The sequence below is a fragment of the Thalassobacter stenotrophicus genome (assembly GCF_001458315.1).
Classification (GTDB): Bacteria; Pseudomonadota; Alphaproteobacteria; order Rhodobacterales; family Rhodobacteraceae; genus Thalassobacter; species Thalassobacter stenotrophicus.
In genome coordinates this window covers 162,182-187,186 of record NZ_CYRX01000033.1, presented here as the reverse complement: position 1 = coordinate 187,186, position 25,005 = coordinate 162,182, and the positions used below count along the sequence as shown (strand labels likewise).

General features: G+C 62.8%; 23 protein-coding genes and 1 riboswitch. Of the genes, 17 read left to right on the top strand and 6 right to left on the bottom strand.

The genetic code is table 11. The features are described 5' to 3' along the window. Window positions 1–152: 152 nt before the first annotated feature. Entirely contained in the window at window positions 153–1,142 is a 990-nt protein-coding gene (locus THS5294_RS15465; protein ID WP_058124450.1) for a glutathione S-transferase family protein, read from the top strand. Here THS5294_RS15465 and THS5294_RS15460 read toward each other — a convergent pair. After that, complete coding sequence (locus THS5294_RS15460) at window positions 1,130–1,486, bottom strand: response regulator (RefSeq protein ID WP_058124449.1); 357 nt, start codon at window positions 1,484–1,486, stop codon at window positions 1,130–1,132. The genes THS5294_RS15465 and THS5294_RS15460 overlap by 13 nt on opposite strands. A 232-nt stretch (window positions 1,487–1,718) precedes the next feature. On the opposite strand from THS5294_RS15460, the gene THS5294_RS15455 reads away from it, so the two are divergent. The 4 genes from THS5294_RS15455 to THS5294_RS15440 are packed head-to-tail and all read left to right on the top strand — an operon-like array spanning window position 1,719 to window position 5,216. Then, window positions 1,719–2,102, top strand: coding sequence for a DUF1636 family protein (locus THS5294_RS15455; protein ID WP_058124448.1), 384 nt, complete (start codon window positions 1,719–1,721; stop codon window positions 2,100–2,102). Window positions 2,103–2,109: 7 nt separating this feature from the next. Continuing rightward, the gene (locus THS5294_RS15450; protein WP_058124447.1) at window positions 2,110–3,096 is read left to right on the top strand and encodes a threonine-phosphate decarboxylase; all 987 of its coding nucleotides are present in this window, start codon (window positions 2,110–2,112) and stop codon (window positions 3,094–3,096) included. Next, window positions 3,093–4,013 (top strand): adenosylcobinamide-phosphate synthase CbiB, encoded by a 921-nt coding sequence (gene cbiB, locus THS5294_RS15445; protein WP_058124446.1) that lies wholly within the window; start codon window positions 3,093–3,095, stop codon window positions 4,011–4,013. The genes THS5294_RS15450 and cbiB overlap by 4 nt, the downstream gene beginning before the upstream one ends. Before the next feature lie 33 nt (window positions 4,014–4,046). Continuing rightward, the gene (locus THS5294_RS15440) at window positions 4,047–5,216 is read left to right on the top strand and encodes a lytic murein transglycosylase (protein WP_058124445.1); all 1,170 of its coding nucleotides are present in this window, start codon (window positions 4,047–4,049) and stop codon (window positions 5,214–5,216) included. A 6-nt stretch (window positions 5,217–5,222) separates the two neighbouring features. On the opposite strand, the gene smc is transcribed toward THS5294_RS15440, so the two are convergent. After that, window positions 5,223–8,672, bottom strand: coding sequence for a chromosome segregation protein SMC (gene smc / locus THS5294_RS15435; protein ID WP_058124444.1), 3,450 nt, complete (start codon window positions 8,670–8,672; stop codon window positions 5,223–5,225). A 195-nt stretch (window positions 8,673–8,867) separates the two neighbouring features. Beyond that, window positions 8,868–9,082, top strand: a riboswitch (cobalamin riboswitch). A 36-nt stretch (window positions 9,083–9,118) separates the two neighbouring features. On the opposite strand from smc, the gene THS5294_RS15430 reads away from it, so the two are divergent. From THS5294_RS15430 to cobN, 5 genes are all read left to right on the top strand, one after another. Further along, window positions 9,119–9,283, top strand: coding sequence for a CbtB domain-containing protein (locus THS5294_RS15430; protein WP_038004304.1), 165 nt, complete (start codon window positions 9,119–9,121; stop codon window positions 9,281–9,283). Window positions 9,284–9,298: 15 nt separating this feature from the next. Continuing rightward, on the top strand, window positions 9,299–9,988 hold the full coding sequence (locus THS5294_RS15425; RefSeq protein ID WP_038004302.1) for a CbtA family protein: 690 nt from the start codon (window positions 9,299–9,301) through the stop codon (window positions 9,986–9,988). 115 nt (window positions 9,989–10,103) lie between these two features. Next, entirely contained in the window at window positions 10,104–11,213 is a 1,110-nt protein-coding gene (gene cobW / locus THS5294_RS15420; RefSeq protein ID WP_058124443.1) for a cobalamin biosynthesis protein CobW, read from the top strand. Then, window positions 11,210–11,659 (top strand): GNAT family N-acetyltransferase, encoded by a 450-nt coding sequence (locus tag THS5294_RS15415; RefSeq protein WP_058124442.1) that lies wholly within the window; start codon window positions 11,210–11,212, stop codon window positions 11,657–11,659. The genes cobW and THS5294_RS15415 overlap by 4 nt, the downstream gene beginning before the upstream one ends. Window positions 11,660–11,728: 69 nt before the next feature. Continuing rightward, the gene (gene cobN, locus THS5294_RS15410; protein ID WP_058124441.1) at window positions 11,729–15,427 is read left to right on the top strand and encodes a cobaltochelatase subunit CobN; all 3,699 of its coding nucleotides are present in this window, start codon (window positions 11,729–11,731) and stop codon (window positions 15,425–15,427) included. On the opposite strand, the gene THS5294_RS15405 is transcribed toward cobN, so the two are convergent. Further along, entirely contained in the window at window positions 15,424–15,834 is a 411-nt protein-coding gene (locus THS5294_RS15405) for a hypothetical protein (protein WP_058124440.1), read from the bottom strand. The genes cobN and THS5294_RS15405 overlap by 4 nt on opposite strands. 107 nt (window positions 15,835–15,941) lie before the next feature. Between THS5294_RS15405 and cobO the strand changes: the two genes are divergently transcribed. Genes cobO through THS5294_RS15385 form a run of 4 tightly spaced genes read left to right on the top strand, consistent with a single transcriptional unit; the run spans window position 15,942 to window position 18,212 of the window. Beyond that, on the top strand, window positions 15,942–16,556 hold the full coding sequence (gene cobO / locus THS5294_RS15400; RefSeq protein WP_038004294.1) for a cob(I)yrinic acid a,c-diamide adenosyltransferase: 615 nt from the start codon (window positions 15,942–15,944) through the stop codon (window positions 16,554–16,556). 3 nt (window positions 16,557–16,559) lie between these two features. After that, window positions 16,560–17,522 carry a CorA family divalent cation transporter gene (locus tag THS5294_RS15395; RefSeq protein WP_058124439.1) on the top strand — a complete coding sequence of 321 codons (963 nt, stop codon included), beginning with the start codon at window positions 16,560–16,562 and terminating at the stop codon, window positions 17,520–17,522. 12 nt (window positions 17,523–17,534) lie between these two features. Beyond that, window positions 17,535–17,864, top strand: a complete 330-nt coding sequence (locus THS5294_RS15390; protein WP_038004292.1) for a Lin0512 family protein — start codon at window positions 17,535–17,537, stop codon at window positions 17,862–17,864. A 3-nt stretch (window positions 17,865–17,867) separates the two neighbouring features. After that, window positions 17,868–18,212 (top strand): Lin0512 family protein, encoded by a 345-nt coding sequence (locus tag THS5294_RS15385; protein ID WP_058124438.1) that lies wholly within the window; start codon window positions 17,868–17,870, stop codon window positions 18,210–18,212. Window positions 18,213–18,255: 43 nt separating this feature from the next. On the opposite strand, the gene THS5294_RS15380 is transcribed toward THS5294_RS15385, so the two are convergent. Further along, window positions 18,256–19,890 carry a thiamine pyrophosphate-binding protein gene (locus THS5294_RS15380; protein ID WP_058124781.1) on the bottom strand — a complete coding sequence of 545 codons (1,635 nt, stop codon included), beginning with the start codon at window positions 19,888–19,890 and terminating at the stop codon, window positions 18,256–18,258. A 61-nt stretch (window positions 19,891–19,951) separates the two neighbouring features. Here THS5294_RS15380 and THS5294_RS15375 point away from each other — a divergent pair, with 61 nt between their 5' ends. After that, complete coding sequence (locus tag THS5294_RS15375) at window positions 19,952–20,482, top strand: NADPH-dependent FMN reductase (RefSeq protein ID WP_038004287.1); 531 nt, start codon at window positions 19,952–19,954, stop codon at window positions 20,480–20,482. On the opposite strand, the gene THS5294_RS15370 is transcribed toward THS5294_RS15375, so the two are convergent. Continuing rightward, window positions 20,479–21,507 (bottom strand): NAD(P)/FAD-dependent oxidoreductase, encoded by a 1,029-nt coding sequence (locus THS5294_RS15370; protein ID WP_058124437.1) that lies wholly within the window; start codon window positions 21,505–21,507, stop codon window positions 20,479–20,481. The genes THS5294_RS15375 and THS5294_RS15370 overlap by 4 nt on opposite strands. Before the next feature lie 39 nt (window positions 21,508–21,546). Between THS5294_RS15370 and mnmC2 the strand changes: the two genes are divergently transcribed. Beyond that, entirely contained in the window at window positions 21,547–22,221 is a 675-nt protein-coding gene (gene mnmC2, locus THS5294_RS15365; protein WP_058124436.1) for a tRNA (5-methylaminomethyl-2-thiouridine)(34)-methyltransferase MnmC2, read from the top strand. Continuing rightward, window positions 22,218–23,081 (top strand): DMT family transporter, encoded by an 864-nt coding sequence (locus tag THS5294_RS15360; RefSeq protein WP_058124435.1) that lies wholly within the window; start codon window positions 22,218–22,220, stop codon window positions 23,079–23,081. The genes mnmC2 and THS5294_RS15360 overlap by 4 nt, the downstream gene beginning before the upstream one ends. Here the strand turns inward: THS5294_RS15360 and THS5294_RS15355 are convergent. Beyond that, the gene (locus THS5294_RS15355; RefSeq protein ID WP_058124434.1) at window positions 23,068–25,002 is read right to left on the bottom strand and encodes a lytic transglycosylase domain-containing protein; all 1,935 of its coding nucleotides are present in this window, start codon (window positions 25,000–25,002) and stop codon (window positions 23,068–23,070) included. The two genes, THS5294_RS15360 and THS5294_RS15355, sit on opposite strands and share 14 nt — an antisense overlap. Window positions 25,003–25,005 lie beyond the last annotated feature (3 nt).

Below are 25,005 nucleotides of genomic sequence, written 5' to 3'. Positions count from 1 at the left end.
CCTGCGGGTGACAAGGGCGCAAGGGGATTCAAAGCCGGTTTTGGCCTCATTTTCCCCCAGTTTGTGCGTATGCGCGCAGGCCCTGCGCTGAACGCGACCTAGATGCGCGAATGCAAGCGGTCTATTCGGAACACAACAAAAGGAGATGAACGATGGGCCAATTGGTTGACGGCGTCTGGCATGACACTTGGTACGACACGAAATCCACGGGCGGAAAGTTCGTCCGCTCAACGGCCGGGTTCCGCAATTGGATCACCGCAGATGGCAGCGCGGGCCCGACGGGTGAAGGCGGATTTAAAGCCGAAGCGGGCCGCTATCACCTCTATGTCTCCCTTGCGTGCCCATGGGCGCACCGCACGCTGATCTTTCGCAAACTCAAGGGTTTGACTGATCTCATCGACATTTCAGTGGTGCATCCCGACATGTTGTCCGACGGTTGGACGTTTGAAACTGACGATGATGGTGCAACCGGCGACACGCTGTATGGGCTGCCCTTTGCGCGTGACATCTATACCCGCGCGGACCCCGGCGTGTCGGGCCGCGTAACCGTACCGATCCTATGGGACAAACAGCGCCAAACCATCGTGAGCAACGAATCCTCTGAGATCATTCGCATGTTCAACACGGCGTTTAACGAAATCACGGGTAACACGCTCGATTTCTATCCGATGGCCCTGCGCTCCGAGATCGATCAGATCAATGAGCGCGTCTATGAGCCGATCAACAACGGCGTCTACAAATCAGGTTTTGCCACGACCCAAGGGGCCTACGACAATGCCGTCACGACCTTGTTCGCCGCTCTCGATGAGATGGAGGCCCTGCTCGGCACCCGCCGCTATCTTGCGGGCGATCAAATCACTGAGGCAGACTGGCGCCTGTTCACCACCCTTGTACGGTTTGATCCGGTCTATCACCTGCATTTCAAATGCAATCACAAGCGGCTGGTCGATTACCCCAACCTGTGGGCCTATACGCGGGAATTGTACCAAGTGCCCGGCGTCGCAGAGACCGTCGGAATGGAGCATATCGTACGCCACTACCACTATAGTCACGACACGATTAACCCAAACCGCATCCTTCCGATCAATGCACAGATCGACTGGATGGAACCCCATGGGCGTGACGGGCTTCAGGCCGCGTAATATTCGACCATCTTGCTCAGATCATCGGGCGAGGTGGCCCTTGGCAACAACACACGCGCGTTGCCAAGGTGGGCAAAGATTGACCCATCGGAAAAACACCGGTCCGAGGTGACCGCGATAATATGGGCCTGTGGCTGGCGGTAATTTGCAAAATCCGCCACCGCCATGGCGCTGCCTTCGGTCAATTTTAGGTCTAGAATGATCGCGTCAAAATCGTGGGTGGACAGGTGCCGCACGGCATCCAACTGCCCCGTCGCGATGGTCACGCCATGCCCCCAAGCCGACAGCGGTCTTTGCCAAAGTGCGGCCAAATTCGCGTTACTCTCGACAATAAGAACCTGCATGCCCGTTTACCCCTTCTGCGGTGTATCGACCTAATGAACTCGTTCTGAGTGACTGTGCCTTATGGCTAGTCCACGAACCCTAACAGAGGATTAACAACGCCACGTCGCAGCCCCCGATGCGCGGTTTCTTGCAGAGCGTTCCGAATTGCTGTTGAAGGGTCGCAAAAGGGGCATGCGCCAGCTTGCGTGCCCTATATTGACGCACACATCTGCACGAAAAGGGGAGCGCCTGATGACGAGCGTGATCACCATTTGCGACACTTGCAAACGCGATGACTGGGCCGAACGCGCGGCCAATGATGGGGTTGAACTGACCGATGGTGAGGCTTTGGCCACACTTGTCGAAGCCGCCGCCGAAGGCGTTGCTGGTGTCGAAACACGGCGTCATTCCTGCCTTATGGGGTGCAGCCACGGGTGCAACGTATCGCTCCAAGCCGCGGGTAAGCTGACCTATACGTTGGGAAAATTCGAAACCACGGCGGAAGCTGCCGAGGGGATTGTTGCCTACGCCGCCCTGCACGCCGAAAGCCAAAGCGGACAAGTCCCGTTCAAGCAGTGGCCCCAAGCGATAAAGGGCCACTTCATCACCCGCATCCCACCACTGCCCAACGCCTGAGCGCAAAATGACTCTCGCGCCTGCCCCCTCGGCTTGCCCAAAAGCGCCCCGCGATCATGGCGGTGGTCTTGATGCCGCTGTTGCCCGCTGGGGCGGGGCACGCGACGCATGGCTGGATCTTTCTACCGGCATAAACCCGGTAACGTTTCCGATACAAAAGTTAACATACGCTGACTGGGCCTGCCTGCCCGATGCAGCGGCACAAGACAGGCTCACGCAAGCCGCGCGGACATTCTGGAATGTCCCAGCCTCAGCCGAGGTTTTGGCAGCCCCCGGCGCCTCTGCGCTTATTGCCCAAATGCCGGTCTTGGCCCCGGTTGGACGTGTCGACATCCCTGCCCCCACCTACAACGAACATGCGGCAGCCTTCCGCGCTCATGGCTGGCAGATCACGGATCAGGCCCCGTCGGCCCGCGTGTTGGTGCATCCCAATAATCCCGACGGGCGGCTCTGGTCCGCTGAGGATATCACCGCCCCGCTCACCATCATCGATGAAAGCTTTTGCGACGTCACGCCCGAGGCATCGATGATTGGGCTTGCCACGCGCGATGGGGTTGTCGTCCTCAAGAGTTTTGGCAAATTTTGGGGCCTCGCAGGGATGCGGCTGGGCTTTGCGATTGCACAGCCCGCGACCATCGCACGCCTGCGCGACATGATCGGACCGTGGGCTGTATCGGGGCCAGCCCTGCGCATCGGGGCCGTCGCGCTTGAGGATCACGATTGGGCCGCAGCCACCCGGGACAGGCTCGCCCAAGACGCCGCACGGCTGGACGCGCTAATTGACGCGCCCGTTGTCGGCGGCACGTCCCTGTTTCGCCTGTACGATGTGGGCGATGCAAAGGCATGGCAGGACCGACTGGCCATGCATCATGTCTGGAGCCGGATCTTTCCCTATTCCAGCCGTTGGGTGCGCCTCGGCCTGCCCGGCACGTCCGCCCAATGGGATCACTTGGAACGCGCCCTAGCCGCCCCCGGATCGGACGCCCACGCATGAGCGGACTGCTCGCCCTAGCCCTTGCACTGGACGCTGCATTGGGCGAACCCAGGTGGCTGTGGAACCGCGCCCCGCATCCCGCTGTCGTGATGGGCCGCGCGGTCGGCGCGCTTGATCAACGGCTCAACCATCCCCCCACGCAACGCCGCGCCGGTGTGTTGGCCGTGGCAATCCTTGTGATTGGCGCGGGCGCTTTGGGGATGGCGCTGGCCGCCCTTCCCCTCGGCTGGGTGTTCGAAATCATCGGCGCCGCGATCCTGCTGGCCCATCGCTCGCTCATCGAGCATGTGCGCGCAGTGGCAGACGGGCTCCGCACGGGGCTGGCCGAGGGGCGCAGCGCTGTCGCCATGATCGTCGGGCGCGATGTAACCGCGATGGACGCACCCGCCGTCACCCGCGCCGCCATCGAAAGCGCGGCCGAAAACTTTAGCGACGGCGTCATGGCCCCTGCGTTTTGGTTCTTTGTGGGCGGGCTGCCGGGCATCCTGATCTACAAAATCGTGAACACAGCCGACAGCATGATAGGCTACCGCACGGAGCGATACCGCGACTTTGGCTGGGCTGCCGCGCGGCTAGACGATGTCATGAACTGGGTGCCCGCGCGCCTGACCGCACTTGCAATTATGGTGGTCTCGGGCCGCGCACTGGATCGCGCCGCGTGGGGCCGCGTGATGGCTGAGGCGCGGCTACACCGCTCCCCCAATGCCGGTTGGCCAGAAGCCGCAATTGCGCCGGTGCTAGACGTCGCGCTTGCTGGGCCGCGCAGCTATGATGGTCGGATGGAGGACTTCCCCTTCGTCCACCCCGCAGGGCGCCGCGACATCGGCCCAAGCGACATCGACGCTGCGTGCAATGTGCTTTGGCGCGTCTGGGCAGGCCTGTTCGGCGCGGTTGCCATTGGCGCGCTGATGATGTGAGGTGGCCGCAAGGGGATAGCTAGGAACAGCACCATGCGCCGACTTTCATTCGCCATCAGCATGGCACTGTACCTGCCCAGCGCGGCCTTCGCCACATGCGGGGGCAGCTTTTCGGGCTTTGTCGAAGACCTAAAGGCCGAAGCCATCACCCGCGGCCACAGCCGTGCCTCGGTGTCAGAATTCTTTGCCTCCGTCACCCAAGACGACCGCACCCTGCGCGCCGATCGATCCCAAGGGGTGTTCCGCATCCCCTTCACCGACTTCACCCGCCGGGTCATCAGCCAAAGCCGCCTGACCAACGGGCGACGCAACGCAGATCGCTACGATGCAATCTTTGACCGGGCTGAGGCCGAGTACGGCGTCCCGCGCGGGGTCCTGTTGGCATTTTGGGCGCTTGAGACTGACTTTGGCGCGGTGCAGGGCGACTTCAACACGCTCAACTCCCTCGTGACACTGAGCCACGATTGCCGCCGCCCGGAATTGTTCCGTCCGCAGGTATTCGCCGCGCTGGAACTGTTTGAGGCGGGCGATTTCGATCCGGCCCGCACGACCGGCGCATGGGCTGGCGAAATCGGCATGGTCCAAATGCTGCCCGGCGATATCCTAGAGCGCGGCGTAGATGGCGACGGCGATGGCCACGTCACCCTCAAAACATCTGTCGCGGATGCGTTGTTGTCAGGCGCGCGTATGTTGGCCGATTTCGGCTGGCAGCGCGATGAACCGTGGCTGGCAGAGGTTGTCGCGCCCGCCGAAATGGATTGGAGCGTCTCTGGGCTTGAAACCCAAAAGAGCGTCGCGGAATGGGCACGATTGGGCGTCATACCGCGGGGCACAGACCTGCCGCGGAGGCTGCAAGCCTCGCTGCTATTGCCCCAAGGCCACAAAGGGCCTGCGTTTTTGGCTTTTGACAACTACCGCGTATTTTTCGATTGGAACCAGAGTTTTACCTATGTGACGACCGCTGCTTACTTTGCCACGCGGCTCAGCGGGGCGCCCGTATTTGATGCCCGCGCGGCTGAGCCTGGATTGGAGGACAACCAGATGAAACACCTGCAACAAAAGCTGGCCGCACGCGGGTATGATGTTGGCAAAATCGACGGCATCTTGGGCGCGCGCACCCGCGCCGCTGTGCAGTCTGAGCAGCAGCGCCTTGGCCTTCCGGCGGACGCTTGGCCCACGACAGATTTATTGGACGCGCTCTGAAGGCCTCTAAGCCACCAGACTTTCGGCTTTTTTCAGGTCAACGGACACCAGCTGGCTGACGCCCTGTTCGGCCATCGTCACCCCGAACAAGCGGTCCATCCGCGCCATCGTCACCGCGTGGTGCGTGATGATGAGGAACCGCGTGTTTGTGCGGCGGGTCATTTCATCGAGCATGTCGCAGAACCGTGTGACGTTTGCATCATCCAAGGGCGCATCGACCTCATCCAACACACAGATCGGCGCGGGGTTCGCAAGGAACACCGCAAAAATCAAAGCCAGCGCGGTCAGCGTCTGCTCGCCCCCCGACAACAGCGACAGCGTGGACAGTTTCTTGCCCGGCGGCTGGCACATGATCTCAAGGCCTGCCTCCAACGGGTCATCGCTTTCGACGAGGGCCAGTCGGGCCTCACCCCCACCAAACAGGTGCGTAAACAGCATCGAGAAATTACTGTTCACCGTTTCAAACGCGGTCAAAAGCCGCTCGCGGCCCTCTTTGTTCAGACCCGCGATCCCGGCACGCAGGGCCTTGATCGCCTCCTCAAGGTCGGTCTTTTCGGCAAGCAACTCGTCATGCTCGGTCTGGACCTCACGGGCGTCTTCTTCGGCACGCAGATTGACCGCGCCCAGCGCATCGCGCTGACGGCGCAGGCGGTTCACATCCGCCTCTAGGGCCGCCGCAGTTGGCATGTTCACGGGGTCCACCTCCAGTTGCGCCAAAAGCGCTTTAGGCGTGGTTTCGAGGTCCTCGTTGATCCGGTTCGCGGCGGCCTCAACGGCCTCAGCGGCAGCCTCAAGGCGGGCTTGCCCTGCGGCGCGGGCCTCTCGGGCCTCTGAAGCGGCGCGCTCTGCGGTGCGCTCAGCTTCGGCGGCTGTGCGAAGTCCGGCCTCTCCCAACGAAAGCGCTTCGGCGGATGCAACTTTGCGGGTTTCCGCGGCGGTGATCTGTGTCGACAGCTCTGCGCGTTGCGCCGCCAATGCCTCCGGCACGGCCTGCGCCTCACCCAACTCCGCCTCAGCCTTGTGGCGCCGCTCCGTCAGGTCCGTGATGCGGGTCGTGGCGGTTTCCAAGCGGTGGCGCCAACCGCTCAGCTCTTTGGTAACCTCTTGCCGACGCCGGGTGCGCGCATCGCCTTCGCGCTTCAATTCGTCAGAGGCAGCGCGCCGTTGCAACATGGTCAGACGCGCAGCCTCAACCGTCAGTTTAATGTCCTCAACCGCGCCGCGCGCCGCGTCCAACGGCTCCAGGGCGGTTTGTGCGGCCTGCGCCTCAGTCAAAGCGATCCGCGCCTCGGCCCCTTCATCGGCGAACCGTGCAACACCCAAACGCCCGGTTTCCAGCTTGCTCTCTGCGATGCTTTGCGCGCTTTCGGCGCGGGACACATCGCGGGATGCATCGGCCACAGCCCGGTCCGCAGCACGGCGGGCATCCCGGGCCGCTATGTCAGCCGTCGTCAATTCCTTAAGCCGCTCCGTCAGCGCCTCATGCGCGGCACGGGTGCCATCAGCACGGGCCTCGACCTCCTCAAGGTCACGCTTGAGCGCCTGAAGTCGGTTGATCTGTTGCAAACGCAACGCGGCCGAGGACGGCGCGGTTTCAGATGCGGCCCGGAACCCGTCCCAGCGCCACAGATCCCCGTCTTGGCTGACCAGCCGCTGCCCGGGCAACAGCATGTGTTGCAGCTTGGGCGCCTCATCCGCATCCACGACACCGATCTGTTCCAGCCGCCGCGTCAGAACCGCCGGCGCCTTTACATGCTCCGCGATAGAGCGGATTTGCGCAGGCAGTTTTTGCGGGGCGTCGTAATCCGGCAACCGCGCCCAGCCGGTGTCGCCTTCCGTCTCCGAACTGCGCAGATCATCCGCAAGGGCCGCTCCCAATGCGGCCTCAAACCCCGGCTCAACGGTCAACCGATCCAGAAGTGGCTCATCCTCAGAACTGTCGCGCGCAATCAGCTTGGTCAGGGCAGTGACCTCAGCGCGCAAGGTCGTGGCTTCCCCCTCAGCTTCGGATCGTGCAGCGCGGGCGCGGCTTTCGCGCTCCTGCGTTTCGGCGCGTGCAGCCTCCGCAGCCGAGAGCGCTTCATCCGCCTGTTGCGCCAAGAGGGTCGCGGCCTGTTGTGCGGTTTGCGCCTGCGCCAAGGCCGCCTGCGCGCCGTCCAAAGTGGCTTGCGCCTCGGTCACGGCTACCTGTGCCTTCGCGGCTTCAGCCTCCAGACGTTCGACCCGCGACTGGCTGTCACTGATCAGGCGTGTTGCCGATTGGTGTCGCGCCGCCAGCCGCGCCATATCCTCGGTCAGCCGCGATAAGTCGCTTTCACGTTCCGCAAGGACTTCGGCAGCCTCATGGGCGGCGGCTTGCGCAGTGGCCAGCGCCTCGGCGTGGCCAGCGTCCGCCTTTTCCAGCTCCGTCTTTTCCCAATCCAAACGCTCAATCGTCTGGCCCGCATCGGTGTTAAGCGTCTCTTCGCGGGCTTGGTCATGGGCCAGTTGCTCAATCCGCCCGGTCAGCGTTTCGATCCGCTCCAGCGCGCGGGTCTCTTCTGCCTCAAGCGTGTCGCGGGCCACCAAGACGCGCTGTAGAACAGCCGCTGACACGGCCTCTTCTTCGCGCAGAGGGGGCAGCTTGTCCTCGGCCTGCGTGCGGGCGCTGGCGGCGCGTGTCACAGCCCCCTCTGCCTGCGCGGCCTCGGTCAACAAAGTACGCACCTGCGCCTCCGCATTTGCGCGGGCCTCTTCTGCTTCGCGCCAGCGACGGTATAACAATTGCCCCTCGGCCAACCGCAGGCTGGTCCCAATTTCGCGATAGCGCGCAGCCTGACGGGCCTGCCGCGCAAGGGTCTGCAACTGTGCGGCCAATTGCTCTAACACGTCGTCCACCCGCGTCAGGTTCGTCTCAGCACCCTTCAGCTTTAGCTCAGCCTCATGACGCCGCTGGTACAGGCCCGAGATGCCAGCCGCTTCCTCTAGCACGCGGCGACGTTTCTGGGGTTTGGCGTTGATCAACTCACTGATCTGCCCCTGCCGGACCAACGCGGGCGAATGCGCCCCGGTCGAGGCATCGGCAAAGAGCATCTGCACATCGCGCGCGCGCACATCCTTGCCGTTCACCTTATAGGCGGAGCCAACATCCCGCGTGACCCGGCGGATAATGTCGAGGCTTTCCTCACCATTAAACGCAGCCGGCGCAAGGCGCTCACTGTTGTCCATGCCCAGCGTTACTTCGGCGAAATTGCGGGCCGAACGTGTGGCGGCCCCCGCAAAGATCACGTCCTCCATGCCGCCGCCACGCATCGCCGTGGGGCGGTTTTCGCCCATTACCCAGCGCAGAGCCTCAAGCAGGTTTGACTTGCCACATCCGTTGGGGCCCACCACCCCCGTCAGCCCATCCGCAATGACCAAATCGGTGGGATCAACAAAGCTTTTAAAGCCATTCAGACGAAGACGGGCGAAACGCAAGGGCGACTCACTTCAAGAAATAACGCAATACCAATGGCAGTCTCGGAAAGGCGCGCGCCTTGTGTCAAGGCGAGGCATCGCATATTTCGCGACTCGGGTCAGGTTATCCACAATATATAGGCCCTCGCGGAGAACAGATGCCGTTATGCCGCCCCCAGATGACGCTTTCATTGTTGACCCACCCGCACCGAACACGCACAACAGGTGCAGTTTGGTGGCCCCATGCGCAAAGCGCGACGGGGTCTGAAACGGGAATGTGGTGACGGTGACCCAAGTCGGGGCCAGATGCCACAGCCGCCCCCGCGACTGTAAGCGGTGAGCAAAGGCCACATGCCACTGGGGTTCCCCCGGGAAGGCGGTCCGCGCATCGACCCGCAAGCCAGGAGACCGGCCAAGCGATTTTGATAACCCCTGCCGTCGGGTGGACGGACATAGGAGAAAGACCCATGACGACCCAAACAGTCGCAACGACCAACACTTCCACAGCTTCCATCGTTTTTGCCGCAGCCGCTGGCATGATGCTGCTGTTCTTCTCGGGCTACGCACAAGCCACAATCCTGCATGACGCCGCCCACGATCAGCGTCACGCTATGGCATTCCCCTGCCACTAGGCAGCGCTTAGCTCCATGCCGATGAAATTGCTGACCAGCGCGGTGTTCGCTGGTGTTGCTGCAGGGCTGATTGCCGCTTTGCTGCAATTTACATTTGTCACGTCCTCATTGCTTGAGGGCGAGCTTTACGAAGCCGGTGCCAAGGTTCACTTCGCCGTCGATGGCTCGCCACAAAGCCCTCGTGGCGGCGCAGAGATCGACTTTGCCGCAGAGCCGATGCGCTACGTCATGACCATGGCGTTCAACGTGGTGACCTACGTAGGGTTCGGGTTCCTTTTGGTGGCGCTGATGGCGCTGGCTGAGGCACGCGGCCTGACCAAAATCACCCCACGCCAAGGGTTGATCTGGGGCATTGCCGGGTTCATCGCGATCCAACTGGCCCCCGCGATCGGGCAACCACCGGTCCTGCCCGGCTCCATTGGCGCCGACATTGGTCCGCGTCAAGCATGGTGGATGGCAACGCTGCTCACCGCAGGGTTGGCCATGTGGCTCCTGGCGTTTGGCCGTGGCTTGCTGCCCCTGTTGGCAGTGCCTCTTTTGCTGGCTCCCCAGCTTGTAGGTGCGCCAACGCTCGACACCTACTTTGGGGTGACACCGGCGGAACTTGCGGCACAATTCTCAGCGATGTCGCTGGGATATGCGGCCGCCGGATGGGCTGCCCTCGGGTTCTTTGCGGCGTATTTCTATACGCGTGAGGCCGCCTAAACCAACCATTTGGGTCAGCGCTCAATCGGCGCTGGCCCTTGATCATTCGGCGCGCCCCTTTCGCCACCAGGCAGGCTTGGCGCACCGCGTTCAGACGCAAAAAGGAAAGACGAGTATGGCAGGCAAAGTTCCAGCAACCGTTGTCACTGGATTTTTGGGCGCGGGCAAAACCACGCTCATCCGTCACATGTTGCAAAACGCCGAGGGCAAACGCATCGCGCTGATCATCAATGAGTTTGGTGATCTGGGCGTCGATGGCGATATCCTCAAGGGCTGCGGCATCGAGACCTGCACCGAGGACGACGTAATGGAACTGTCGAACGGCTGCATTTGTTGCACCGTGGCAGATGACTTCATCCCAACGATGGAAAAACTGCTGGATCGTGACACGCCCCCTGATCACATTGTGATCGAAACGTCTGGCCTTGCCCTGCCCCAACCCCTTGTGCGCGCCTTTAACTGGCCCGGCATTTCGACCCGTGTCACCGTGGACGGCGTTGTCACGGTCGTGGATGGCCGCGCCGTGACCGATGGGCAGTTCGCGCATTCCGTCGCAGCCGTGGACGCACAGCGCAAGCTGGACGAAAACCTTGATCACGAAACACCCCTGTCCGAGCTGTTTGAAGACCAAGTGGCCTGCGCTGACATGATTGTCGTGAACAAAGCAGACCTCCTCGACACCGCCGAGGCCGACGGCCTTGTTGCCCGCCTCAAGGATGAGGCGCGGGGCGGCGTGCAGGTGGTCAAAGCATCCATGGGCGCGCTCCCCGTTTCGGTCCTTCTGGGCCAAGGCGTCGGCGCCGAAGCCGATCTAGACGCCCGCCATGAAGTGCATCACCACCACCACGACGATGACCATGCCCATCATGAGGGCGATCACCACGATGACGACCATCATCATGATCACGATCACCACCACCATCACGCCCATGAACACGGCCACGACGAATTCGAGAGCTTCATCGTCACGCGCTCCGAAATCGCTGACCCCGCAGCCTTCGCCGAACAGGTCGCCGATGTGATCCGCGCCCATGGTATCCTTCGGCTCAAGGGCTTTGCCGCCGTCGCGAACAAACCCATGCGGCTCACGCTCCAAGCCGTTGGCCCGCGCGTCGACACCTACTTCGATCGCCCCTTGGGCAGTGACCCACGCGAAACACGCTTGGTTGTCATCGGTGAGGCAGGGCTCGACCGCGCCGCCATCACGGCCGCCCTCGTCGCATGATCATCGCGCCCGGCGATCCGCTCAGCCCCGAGGGCCTCGCCCTGATCGAAGGGTCTGAACAGGCGTTGCGTGAATTCTACACGGCCGAAGAAAGCTTTGCCTATTCGCCAGAGGAACTCACGGCGCCGGGCGTCATTTTCTACATCGCACGCGATGCCCAAGACACCCCACTAGGCTGCGTTGCCTCTGTTGATATGGGCGACTACGTCGAAATCAAACGCCTGTTCGTCACGCCACCCGCCCAAGGCACCGGACTGGGACGCGCCCTAATGGCCCACCTAGAAAACGACGCGCGCGCGGCCGGTCATACTCTCATGCGGCTCGAAACAGGTGATCTTCTTGTCGCAGCCTGCACCCTGTATGAACGTATGGGATACCGCCGTCGCGGCCCCTTCGCAGACTACCCCGATGTACCCACGTCAACTTTCATGGAAAAACGGCTCTAGTCCTTTGTTCCCCCAATACTCCCGCCGGAGGCCCGGTTTTTCGCCAGAAAAACCGTAACAGGAGCGCCCATGCATCTGCTCGCAGCAACACCCGGACAAATCGACGACGGCCAAGAACCCGTTGACCTCGGCCAAACGCCCGCCGACGTGGTCATCATTTCCGCCGCTGATACGGAACTCGCCGCCCTGTCTGCGGCCCATGCCGACGCGCCTCACGGCACACTGCGGCTGGCCAACATGATGCATCTGCGCCACCCAATGTCGGTGGACCTCCACCTAGAAGCCTGCGCTACTAAATCCCGGCTGGTCATTGCGCGCGTTCTTGGGGGCATGGGCTATTGGCGCTACGGCGTGGAACAATACGCGGCCCGGTTGGGTGCCGCAAACATCCCCGTGGCCTTCCTGCCCGGTGATGACAAACCCGACCCCGAACTGCGGGAGCTTTCGACGATCCCGGCTGAGGATTACGACGCCCTCTGGACCTATCTAGTCGAAGGCGGGCCCCAGAATGCCGCCAACTTCCTTGCCTACACCCGTGCCTTTCTTGATAAATCTGAGCGCCCCCAAGCCGCGACACCCCTTTTGCGCGCGGGCGTCTACTGGCCCGGTGCGGGTATCGCGGACCTAAGTGCGGCGACAGCCAACTGGACCCAAGGTGCGCCCGTCGTGCCGCTGATCTTTTACCGCGCACTGGTCCAAGGCGCGGGCCTGAATCCGATCAACCGCATGGTCAAAGCGCTCCTGCGCGCGGGCATGAACCCACTGCCGGTCTTTGTTGCCTCGCTCAAAGATCCGGTCTCGGTCGCAACGCTTCAGACGCTATTCACCCAAGCGCCGCCCGAGGTCATCCTCAACGCGACCTCCTTTGCCGTCGGCAGCCCCCATGGGGACGGGGCCGAAAACCCGCTGGCCGCCGAATGGTGCAACGCAGCCCCAGTGTTTCAGGTCGTCCTCGCAGGCTCAGGCGAACAAGCGTGGGAAGAAGGCCTCACCGGCCTAAGCGCGCGAGACATCGCCATGAACGTGGCCCTGCCAGAGGTGGATGGCCGTGTCCTGACCCGCGCCATCAGCTTCAAGGGCGAGGCCTATTTCGATGAAGCAACCGAATGCGCCATCGCCACCTACAAGGCGCGCGGCGACCGGATCGCCTATGTGGCGGAACTGGCCCTCGCATGGGCACGCCTGCGTCGGGCCAAGACGGCGGATCGCAAGGTCGCACTGGTTCTGGCGAATTACCCCAACCGCGACGGACGGCTCGCCAATGGTGTGGGCCTTGACACGCCTGCGGCCACTGTAGCTGCCCTCCAGACTTTGGACGCCGACGGGTATTCCGTTGAAAACACTCCCGCAGACAGCGATGCCCTGATGCAGCGGCTTATGGCAGGCCCCACTAACTGGTTGACGGACCGGGTTGAGCGGACGGGCGGTGAGCGTTTGACCATGGCCGACTATCGCCGCCACTACGACGCCCTCCCGTGGGAGGTCCGCCGCCAGATGGAGGACCGCTGGGGCACACCCGAAACGGACCCGTTTTGCGACGCGGACGGCTTTGCGCTTGGCATCCACACCTTTGGCAATGTCGTCGTCGGCCTACAGCCCGCGCGCGGCTACAACATTGACCCGACCGAGACCTATCACTCCCCCGATCTGGTTCCGCCGCACAACTACCTAGCGTTCTACTTTTGGCTGCGCCACCACTGGGACACAGACGCAATCGTGCATATGGGCAAGCACGGCAACCTCGAATGGCTGCCCGGCAAGGCCGTCGCACTGTCGGATACCTGCTGGCCCGAGATCGTGATGGGCACAACGCCCCACATCTATCCGTTCATCGTGAACGACCCCGGCGAAGGGACCCAAGCCAAGCGCCGCGCGCAGGCGGTGATCCTTGACCACCTGACGCCACCGTTGACCCGCGCCGAAACCTACGGGCCGCTGCGCGACCTAGAGGCGTTGGTCGATGAATACTATGAAGCTGCGGGCGTTGACCCGCGCCGGATCGAACATCTGCGCCGCGAAATCCTGAGCCTGACGGCAGCAACCGGGTTGGACCAAGACGCAGGTTTTGACGGCGATGAGGCCGGCGATCTGGCCAAACTGGACGCATACTTGTGCGAGTTGAAAGAAGCCCAAATTCGCGACGGCCTGCATATCTTTGGGGCCTCGCCCGAGGGCACGCTAGAGCGAGATCTGGTCATCGCATTGGCCCGCATTCCACGTGGTGAGGGCAAAGACGCGGACGCATCCCTTTTGCGCGCGTTGGCACAGGACTGCGGTGCTGGGTTTGATCCGCTGGATTGCGACATGGCGGCGACATACGCAGGCCAACGTCCCGCGATCCTCGCGGATGTAAGCGCGGATACGTGGCGGAGCAATGGCGACACCGTGGAGCGGTTGGAACTATTGGCGCAAACCGCCCTCGGCTGGACCGAAGCACCGGCAGACTTCACCGCATCCGCCCCTGTGCTGGACGCAATCCGCGATCATATCACCCCCACCGTGCGCGCCTGCGGACCGGCGGAACGGGCGGGTCTTCTCACCGCCCTGTCAGGGCACTTCGTCGCCCCGGGTGCATCAGGCGCACCAACGCGCGGACGGCTGGACGTCCTGCCCACAGGGCGCAATTTCTTTTCGGTCGATAGCCGCGCTGTTCCCACCCCCACCGCATGGAAGCTGGGCTGGAAATCCGCCAACCTGTTGATCGAGCGGCACCTGCAGGACCACGGCGACTGGCCCCGTGCCCTGCTGTTAACGGCATGGGGCACGGCCAACATGCGCACGGGCGGCGATGACATCGCGCAGGCCCTCGCGCTGATGGGCGTCAAGCCAAAGTGGGACGCCGCAAACCGCCGGGTCACGGGGTTTGAAATCCTGCCCCAAGGCGTCTTGGGCCGCCCGCGCGTAGACGTCACGCTGCGGGTTTCGGGCTTTTTCCGCGACGCCTTCCCGCAGCAAATCGCACTGATCGATTCAGCCGCCCGCGCGATCCAAGCGCTTGATGAACCGGACGCGGACAACCCCGCCGCCGCCCGCGCCCGCGCAGGCGAAAGCACGGCCCGTGTTTATGGATCAAAGCCGGGGGCCTATGGCGCAGGCCTTCAGGCCATGATCGACGAACGCCTTTGGGCCGACAAATCAGACCTCGCGGAGGCCTACCTCGAATGGGGTGGCTACGCCTATGGTGCTGACGCCGAAGGCACGCGCGACCGCGCCGGGTTGGAACAACGGCTAAGCCAAGCTGAGGCCGTGGTGCAAAACCAAGACAATCGCGAACACGACCTGCTCGACAGCGATGATTATTACCAATTCGAAGGCGGTGCCGCCGCCGCGATCAGCACCCTGCAAGGGCGCGACCGTCCTGTCTATCACAACGACCACTCTCGGCCCGAACGGCCTGTTATTCGCACACTAGAGGATGAGATTGGGCGCGTCGTACGATCCCGCGTGGTGAACCCAAAATGGATCGAGGGCGTCAAACGCCACGGCTACAAGGGCGCGTTTGAGATCGCGGCCACGGTGGACTACTTGTTTGCGTTTGCCGCCACGACAGGCGCCGTGCGGGACCACCATTTTGACATGGTCCACGCCGCGATGCTGGAGGATACCGACACCCGCGACTTTATCGCCGAACACAACGCGCCAGCCCTCGCCGACATCGCGGACCGCCTACAAGAGGCGATTGACCGCGGGCTATGGACGCCACGGTCCAACTCAGCCCGCGCATTGCTGGAGCAATTGGGCAGGGGTCAACCCGCGAACAACGCCTAGTCGCAGTCGATGGCCAGATCGAACACCCCGGTCGACAGGTCAAACGGGATCAAATTACCCACGCAGGATGTTTTGGGACCATTCCGAGGCGGGGGCAATTTCAGCTCTGCGCCCTCGGTGCAGTCGATCTTCATCCGCAACAAAGCCACGTCGCCGGACACCGACCCAAGGTCCGGCGCGCAACCGGTCCCCTTGATCACGGCGGCCACCGCTGCGGCCTGTACGTCCGCATAATCAGGACGCCACACGCGGGTGAGCCGGGTCACCTCGGCTCGATCTTGTGAGTAGTTTATTGCGAAGGAGTAGCCGCCTGCCTCCACGGTGACCTGATCTCGCAGCCCGGATAGAGGATGCGGTGAAGCGCAGGCGGCCAAAGCCGCAAGGGGGATAAGAATTACGGCCTTCATGTCCTAGTTTGCACCAAACTTAGTTAAGCCTTGGTTAACAACTACACCCCCTTTTCATCTGCCGCTCTCGCAGGCACTCTGGGCACCAAATGAAAAGGGAGCCCGCGATGACCGACGCAGCAGACACAGAGCGCCACAATGCCAAGATGGCCAAGAAAAAGGCCGCCCGCGATAAGATCATGGCCACCAAGACCGACAAAAAGGGCTTGGTGATCGTGCACACCGGCAAGGGGAAGGGCAAAAGCTCTGCCGCGTTTGGGATGATTTTCCGCTGTATCGCGCATGACATGAAATGCGCCGTGGTGCAGTTCATCAAGGGCGGCATGTCCACCGGCGAACGCGACCTGATCCTCGCTAAGTTTGGCGATATCTGTGAATTCCACACCATGGGTGAGGGCTTTACATGGGAAACCCAGGACAAAGACCGCGACATCGAAATGGCGCAGGCCGCGTGGTCCAAGGCCAAGGACCTGATCCGCGACCCCAGCCACAAAATGGTCCTGCTGGATGAGATCAACATCGCCATGCGGTATGATTACATCGACGTGAACGAAGTCGTGGCGTTCCTCCGCGATGAAAAGCCCGAGATGACCCATGTGGTTTTGACCGGGCGCAACGCCAAGGATGAGCTGATCGAACTGGCCGATCTGGTCACCGAAATGGAGCTGGTCAAACACCCCTTCCGCGCGGGCATCAAGGCGCAGATCGGCGTGGAATACTAAGTCATGGCGCAGGCGCTCATGCCGCTGGCTGCCTTTGACGTGGTGGACGGGGCGGCGCGGCCCGTGGATGACCCATGGCCCGCCCCCCAATCACCGCAGGGCTACCGGTGGCTGCATCTAGACCTGAACGCACCGGGCACTCGCGACTGGGTGGCGGCGCATTTGCCTGCCATCGCGGCCAAGGCCCTGATGGCTGAGGAAACGCGTCCAAGGGCTGATCATATGGCCGAAGGGTCCATCATTGTGCTGCGCGGGGTCAACATGAACCCCGGCGCGCAGGTCGATGATATGGTGTCGCTGCGGTGCTGGCTGAGCCCCGACGGGTTGGTCACGGTCCGGTTGCGGCGACTGATGGCCGTGCAGGAATTGCAAGATGCGCTTGCCGATCCTGCCGCCCCCGTACCCGCCACACCCGCCGCTGCGTTGACGATGATCATCGCAGGCCTGATCACCCGGATTGAGACTGTCTCGCTCGCGCTCGAGGATCAGGTGGACACCCTAGAGGACGTCTCGCTCGACGGTGGCTCAACGGCTGCAAACCTTGCCCAATTGCAACGCCGCATCATCAAATTGCGCCGATACGTTGGCCCCCAGCGAGAAGCACTGGCCCGGCTGGCACAAGCCGACACCCCATGGCTGGATGCCTCCGCCCGCGCGGCCTTGCGCGAATGGGCCAACGCTGCTGCCCGCTCCGTCGAGGAGCTAGAGGCCAACCGCGACCGCCTTGCGGTGCTGCAAAACCAGTTGGACGCCCAGCAAAGCGCCATCGTGTCACGACACGGCTATATCCTGTCCGTGGTCGCGGCTGTGTTCCTGCCGCTAGGGTTCCTCTCGGGGCTGTTTGGGGTCAATATCGCGGGCATGCCGGGGCTGACCGCACCTTGGGCCTTTGCCGCGCTATGCGCCGCCTGCGTGGCCATTGCCGCAGCACTCTTCGTATTTTTCCGCTATCATAAATGGCTATAGAAAGGGCATCTGATGCCACGTCTTTTGACAGAATTCGGCATGGGCACGTCCCTGCGCCGCCAAGACTACACCGAGGCCGCGACCCGCGCTCTAAAGGACGCGCTGTGGCACAATTCGATCAACCTAGCGGAGCTGTTCGACAAGCCGAAATCCGCCATGCAGATCACCGCCGAAATTGGTGTGCAGCAACCCGATGCTGTCGATGCCGAGGCGTGTAAGGCCGTCTTTCCCTATGGCGATGTGACCGTGCGCGTCGTTCTTGGCGGGTTGGATGTGCCCCGGCCCGATGGCAACCCGACCGTCATCGCGAACGCTGCAATTTCCGTCGCACTAGAGGTATAAGCCATGACAGATCAACGTTTTATCATTGAGATGGGCATGGGCAACGACCTCTATGGCCAAGACATGACCAAGGCCGCCGCCAGCGCGATTGAGGATGCGATCCGCCATTCCTCAATCCCGATGTTCGAGGCGCTCAATATCTCACACGATGAGATGCGTGTTCAGGTCACCGTGGGCGTGCCGGATCCAGCGGCCACCGACACAGAGGCACTAAAGGCCAACCTGCCACGTGGCCGCGCCACTGTGACCGCCGTGCAAGGCGGGCTGTCGATCACCAACCCCGACAGCGGCAATGTCACAACCATCGCCACCGCCGCGGTTGAGGCGTTCTTGCCGAAACAGGCCTAAACAGGCCTAGTTTCAACGCCCCTGAGGGCCTTCACCCCGGTCCTCAGGACCCCGCCAAATCGCTGAGCGATTGGCCGGTGCTCAGCATATCTGGGTCCAGCTTCAGCTCAATCACCGCAAGGGTTCCACAGGCGCGCGCAGCATCGAAGGCGGGTGCAAACTGCGCCTGTTCCGTCACGACCCATCCCTTGCCGCCATAGGCTTGGGCCAACGCGGCAAAGTCAGGATTGGCCAGAGCGGTGCCAGACACACGCCCGGGATATGTTTTCTCCTGATGCATGCGGATCGTCCCGTAGCGGCCATTGTTGGCCACGATCACGATGGGTGCGGCACCATGTTGGATCGCGGTGGACATCTCATTGAGGGTCATCTGAAAACACCCGTCCCCCGCAAGACAAACCACGGTACGGTCCGGCGCATGCAAGGCCGCCGACACCGCCGCCGGAAAGCCATAGCCCATCGACCCAGAGGTGGGCGCCAACTGCGTGCCATACTGCCGCCAGCGGTAATAGCGGTGCAGGAAGGCGGCATAATTTCCGGCTCCGTTGGTCAGAATGGCATCCTCGGGCAACACCGCATCAAGGTGCGCGATGACCTCTTCTAGGCGGACGGCACCGGGGGTGGGCTTGGGCGTGATCCACGCCTCATAGGAGGCGCGCGCGCCTGCGACCTCAGCGGGCCAGCCGGGCAATTCGCCACCGCGCGGGGCCAAGGCGGCCACCACCGCGCCTGCGTCTGCGACCACAGGCACCTCAGCCTGATATGTCGTATTGATCTGGTCGGGATCGGGGTGGACATGCACGATCGTTTTGCCCGGGTCCGCAGGGTCTAGCGCAGTGTAGCCCTGCGTTGCGATATCACCCAGACGACAACCCAACACCAACAACGCATCCGCCGCGCGCAACCGCGCCATCAACGCAGGGTTCGGCCCCACGTTCAGGTCCCCGGCATAGGTCGGCGCGCGGTTGTCCATGTAATCCTGCCGCCGGAAGGCCACTGCCACGGGGATTTGCGCGGCCTGCGCAAAGGTCTCAAGGTCCCGCGCGGCCTGCGCGCTCCACCCCGGGCCACCCGCGATGATCATCGGGCGCGACGCCCCGCGCAAAGCCTCAAGGATCGGGGCAACATCGGGTGTCGCGGCGCGCGGCACCACAACGCGCGCGCGGTCCGCAACCTCAGCCGCGCTGGACAACATGTCCTCCGGCAGGGCCAAAACCACCGGCCCCGGTCGCCCCGCTTGCGCCACCGAAAACGCCCGCGCGATGTATTCGGGCAGGCGTTCAACCTGATCGACCTCAGCCACCCATTTCACCAAGCCGCCAAAGAGCCCCCGGTAATCAACCTCCTGAAAGGCCTCTCGGTCGCGGTGATCACGGGCGATTTGACCCACAAACACCACCATCGGGGTGCTATCTTGCATCGCCACGTGCAGACCCGCACTGGCGTTGGTCGCCCCCGGTCCGCGCGTCACAAACAGCACGCCGGGCTGACCCGTCAGCTTGCCATGGGCCTCGGCCATCATAGCGGCCCCGCCCTCTTGGCGGCACACAACGTTGGCAATGCCGCTGTCATACAAACCGTCCAAAGCGGCTAAGAAACTCTCACCCGGCACAGAAAACACGCGCGTGACGCCCTGTATCGCCAATTGATCGCTTAGGATTTTTCCACCGTGGCGCATGAACCTTGTCTCCCCGTCATTTGGCTTATCTGTGACACAGCCAACGGGTAAGGAAAACACCATGTCACATCTTCTGGGACTTTGCGGATCACTGCGCCGCGACAGCTTTAACCTCAAACTGATGCGCGAGGCCGCGTTGCAGTACGGCGGCCCCTTTGTTGAGGGCAATTTGCGCCTGCCGCTGTATGACGGCGACCTAGAAGAGGCCGAGGGCATCCCGGCGGATGTCCAGACCCTTGCCGACCAGATCAAAACCGCCAGCGCGGTGCTGGTCGTGACCCCAGAATACAACAAGTCCCTGTCTGGCGTGCTCAAAAACGCGCTCGACTGGGTGAGCCGGACCAAAGATGCCCCTTGGGCAGGCAAGCCCGTCGCGATCCTGTCGGCGACGGCGGGCCGCTCCGGCGGAGAACGCGCGCAATACGCCACGCGCCTGTGCCTGATGCCTTTTCAGGCGCATGTTCTGCCGGGGCCCGAGGTCTTGATCGGCAGCAACTTCAATGAGTTCACCGAGGATGGACGCCTCAAAGAAGGGCGCGGGCTGGACGGGCTCAAGCGGTTGATGGACGCGCTTAAGGCAGCAGCCACCTAAGCGGGCAAATTATCCTCAACCCGAAAGCCTTGGGGGATCGTATCGCGACCCTCAAGCACCAAATCGGCCATGACCTCTGCCACCTTGGGGGCCATGCCAAAGCCGATTTTGAAACCACCGTTGGCGATAAAGTGCCCGGGCCGGTCGGGCCATGCGCCCAACATCGGGGCGCGGCTGCGGGCACGCGGGCGTACACCAGCCCATCGCTCAATCACCTCAGCCCCCTCCAGCACCGGAAACGCGGACAGCGCGCGCGCAATCACATCATCCAGCTGATCGTCACAGGTATCGGGCGCGTCGAACTCTCGCTCGGATGTTGAGCCAATCGCCACCGTGCCATCCGCATGCGGCACAATGTGCAGCGCATCGGCAAACAACTGCGGCGCATCGCGGGCATCATAACGCAAGAGCGCGGATTGCCCTTTGACGCCTGCACCCATCATCCGACCAAACCGGTCTGACAGGTCCAACAACCCGCGCCACCCCGTGGCCCAAACGACCGCACCTTGGTCCGGAGCCTCGGCCACGACGGGCGGCAAACACCCCGCCAACGCCCGCGACGCCATACGCGGATGCAACCGCCCCGACAGCGTATCGCGGATAACCATGCCCGTGGGCGATTGCGGGCACCATTCACCCGAGGCGGCCTCAACGGACCACACCGCCTTACCCTGCCACAGCGTCTTGGCGCCTTCAGCCCGGGCCTGCGCCAGTTCCAGCCCGCGCGCATCCAACACAGGCTGAACGCGGCCGCTGCGCGCGTAACCGGTGGGCAGGCCGCTGACATCTGCGATCTCATCCCACCACGCCTGCGCCATCATCAGACTGTCGAATTGAAACGCCTTTTTCGGGTTCCAGTTTTCGGGCGTATGCGGCGCCAATGCCCCGACGATCCCACCCGAGGACCCTGCCCCCACGCCATGAGGATCAACCACCTGCACCCGCGCACCCCGCCGCGCGCAGGCCCATGCCACCGACAGCCCAAAAATTCCTGCGCCACGCACTGTTACATCGACCATCGCCACACCTCTTGCCGCATTGTTCAGATGGGCCTACAGGACGATATGACCAACGAAAACCCCCTCAGCTGGCGCGAAAACGGAACCCCAGTGTCCGATCGCTTTGATGACCCTTACTTTTCGCTCGAAGGGGGCTTGGCCGAGACCCGGCATGTGTTCTTGGACGGCAACGGTCTGCCCGCGCGCCTGCGCGACGGGTTCCAAGTGGCCGAGCTGGGCTTTGGCACCGGGTTATCGTTTCTAACGCTGTGGCAGGCTTGGATCACCTCAGACAACTACAAAACCAACGGCGGGCAGATCCATTTCACCAGCTTTGAGGCCTTTCCGCTGGATACCCGCGACATGGCCCAAGCGCTTTTGGCGTTTCCAGAACTGGCCCCCTTGGCCGAGCAATTGGTCAAAGCGTGGCCCCTGAGCCGCGCCAATTTCGGCCCCATCACCCTGACCCTGTGGAAGGGCGACGCGCGCACCATGCTGCCCCTATGGTCAGGCGCGGCGGACGCATGGTTTTTGGATGGGTTTTCCCCCGCCAAAAATCCCGAGCTGTGGGAACCGGACCTCATGGCCCAAGTCGGCGCACATACCGCGCCACAAGGCACATGTGCGACCTACACCGCCGCAGGTCACGTGCGCCAATCCCTAGAGGCGGCAGGCTTTGACATCACCCGCACCGAGGGCTTTGGCCGCAAACGCCACATGACCCGCGGAACCAAACCATGACCGACACCCAAAAAGGCATCGGACTGATGGTCATCACGACCATCATCTTTGCCGCTCAAGACGGGATTTCCCGGTACCTTGCGGGCGAATACAACGTTCTGATGATTGTGATGATCCGCTACTGGTTCTTTGCGGCCTTTGTGATCTCTATCGCCAAGCGTCAGGCAGGCAGCATCCGCGCCGCCGCAGCCACCCAACAGCCGGTGCTACAAACCGTGCGGGGCTTTTTGCTCGCTTCTGAGATTTGTGTGATGATTACCGCGTTCACCCTTTTGGGCCTTGTGGAAAGCCACGTGATTTTCACGGCCTATCCGCTGCTGGTTGCGGCCCTTTCTGGCCCCGTCTTGGGCGAGGCCGTCGGCTGGCGCCGCTGGGCCGCGATCGGGATCGGCTTTGTCGGCGTGGTCATCATCTTGCAACCGGGGGTAAAAGTGTTCTCACCACTCGCTCTGATCCCACTGCTCGCAGCCCTGATGTTCGCGCTCTATAACCTGCTGACCCGGTTGGCCGCCCGCAAAGACAGTGCGGCCACCTCGTTCTTTTGGACCGGCACGGTGGGCGCGGTCTTTACCACCACCATCGGCATCTGGTTCTGGGAACCGATAAGCAGCTCGGACTGGGTCTGGATGTGCATCCTGTGCGTCACCGCCGCCATAGGCCACTACACGCTGATCAAAACCTACGCCTTTGCCGAGGCAAGCGCCGTGCAACCCTTTGCCTATCTGCAACTGGTTTTTGCCTCAGCAATCGCACTTACGATCTTTGGCGAAAGCCTATCGTGGCCGCTGGTCATCGGTGCCGCAGTGGTGATTGGCGCGGGCCTGTTCACCCTGTGGCGCGAACGGGTCAGCGCGCCGTAAGCGCAGCCCCCAACCCCAGCGGCGCGGTTTGCCCCGACAGCCGCGCGCGATAAATCGCAAGGCTTTCGGAGACGCGCATGATGTAGTTACGCGTCTCGGTAAACGGCACGTGCTCGATCCAATCGACCACATCAACCGAAGGATCACCGGGGTGCCCCAACTCCTTGACCCAGCGGCGCGCCCGTGTGGGCCCTGCGTTATACGCCGCGGACACCAGCACAACATTCGCGCCAAACTCGCGCTGAAGCTCCGCCAGATAGGCGGTGCCGAGGCGCGCGTTATAGACTGGATCGCTCAGCAAACGGCTCAGCGAATGGGCCTCTCCCAAGTCTTGCGCCATTTCTTTTGCGGTGCCGGGCATCAATTGCATCAACCCACGTGCCCCTGCGGGCGACACCACGACGGGGTCAAATTCGCTTTCGCGGCGCGCAATCGACAGGGACAATTCGGGCGCAACAGGGCCATCCATGGCCACCAACTTTGGCAACACGGCATAGTAGCCCCGGTGCAATTCCACACCTGCTTGGGCCGCGCGTTTGCCGATCATGATCGCGATATGCGGCTCCTCCAGCTCTAGGACCAGCTCAATCAACTGGCCCACTTCGCGGCGCGGCAGGCTTTCGGTGAGGTGGGTGAAAAACCGCTCTGCAAGGACATCTTGACCCGCATCGCGCAACACCAGTGCCGCGCGCAGGACGGAGCTGTCAGCAAAAGACGCGGTGCGGTAATCCTCAAACGCCTCTTGCCCCGTTAGCAGCGGGTCGGGGGCCAGCCCCGCGCGTTCCGCCGCCAACTGGCCATAGAAACTGGTTTGGAACCGTGCACCAAAGGCATAGGCCTGCGCTGCGGCTTCTGGGTTGCCCGCAGCCTCCTGCGCGCGACCCAGCCAATAGCCACCGCGGCCAAAACTGATGGGGGTGCCCACGGCGGCCGTGAACCGCTCAAAATGTTGCACGGCGCGGGGGGCGTCGTTCAGCTTGCGCAGGGCGATATAGCCCGCAAGCCATTCGGCCATCGCCACCTCAGACACATCCGTCATCCGATGCTCGGACGCCACGCGGTAGGCATCGCGGTCACGCCCGTCCTGCATCAATCGCCGCGCAAGGCGCTCTCGGTGCTGGGCCCATACCTCAGGGCGCCCCAAGGTTTTTGCGCTACGGCTGGCCCCAAACAACAGGTCCATCGCGGCATCCAAACGGCCCTTGCGTAGACGCCAACGGAACCGTTCATAGGCAAGCCCGGGATCATCACGCAGCGACGCAGGCACCGCATTGATCAACGCATCCACACCGTTTTGATCCGCGCGCAAAGCCAACCGCGCGCGCGCCAACGCGGCCTGCGCGTCCGGCACCAGCGGCAGCATCAACGCGCCTGCCTCTTGCGCACCGGCCCATGCCAGATTGTCCAACCGCACCTGATGGTGGGCGGCCAGCGTTGCGCCGTGCTCCATGATGAACAGGGCGTGGTCCTCTGGCCCCATGGGTTCATTGCGCCAATACCGGATCAACACGGCCCGCGCGGCGTCACGCTCCCCGAGCCGCGTCAAAGCCTCGGAAAACCGCAGCGCACCTTGGGCGGTGCTGGGCGGTCGGGGCGCAAAATATCGCAACACCCGATCAGGGTTTGCGTCGGGGGCAATCGCGGCCTCGACCCGCGCGCGCAGCAACGGCAGGCCCGGCCAATCACCGTTGCGCGCCAAAAAATCCTGCGCCTGCGCAAAGCTGCCCTGCCGCGCCCGCAGAAGCGACCAGCTCACGACGTCACGCCCCGCGGGGTCAGTGATCCGCGACTGTGCCGCCCGCGCCGCATCCCAATCCTGTGCGCGCACCGCATCCATCGCCACGCGCAAATTTGCGTCCGCCGCAGCCCCGGCAACAGACGCGCAAACCATCACTGCGCCCAGAAAAGCCCGTAAAATCATCGC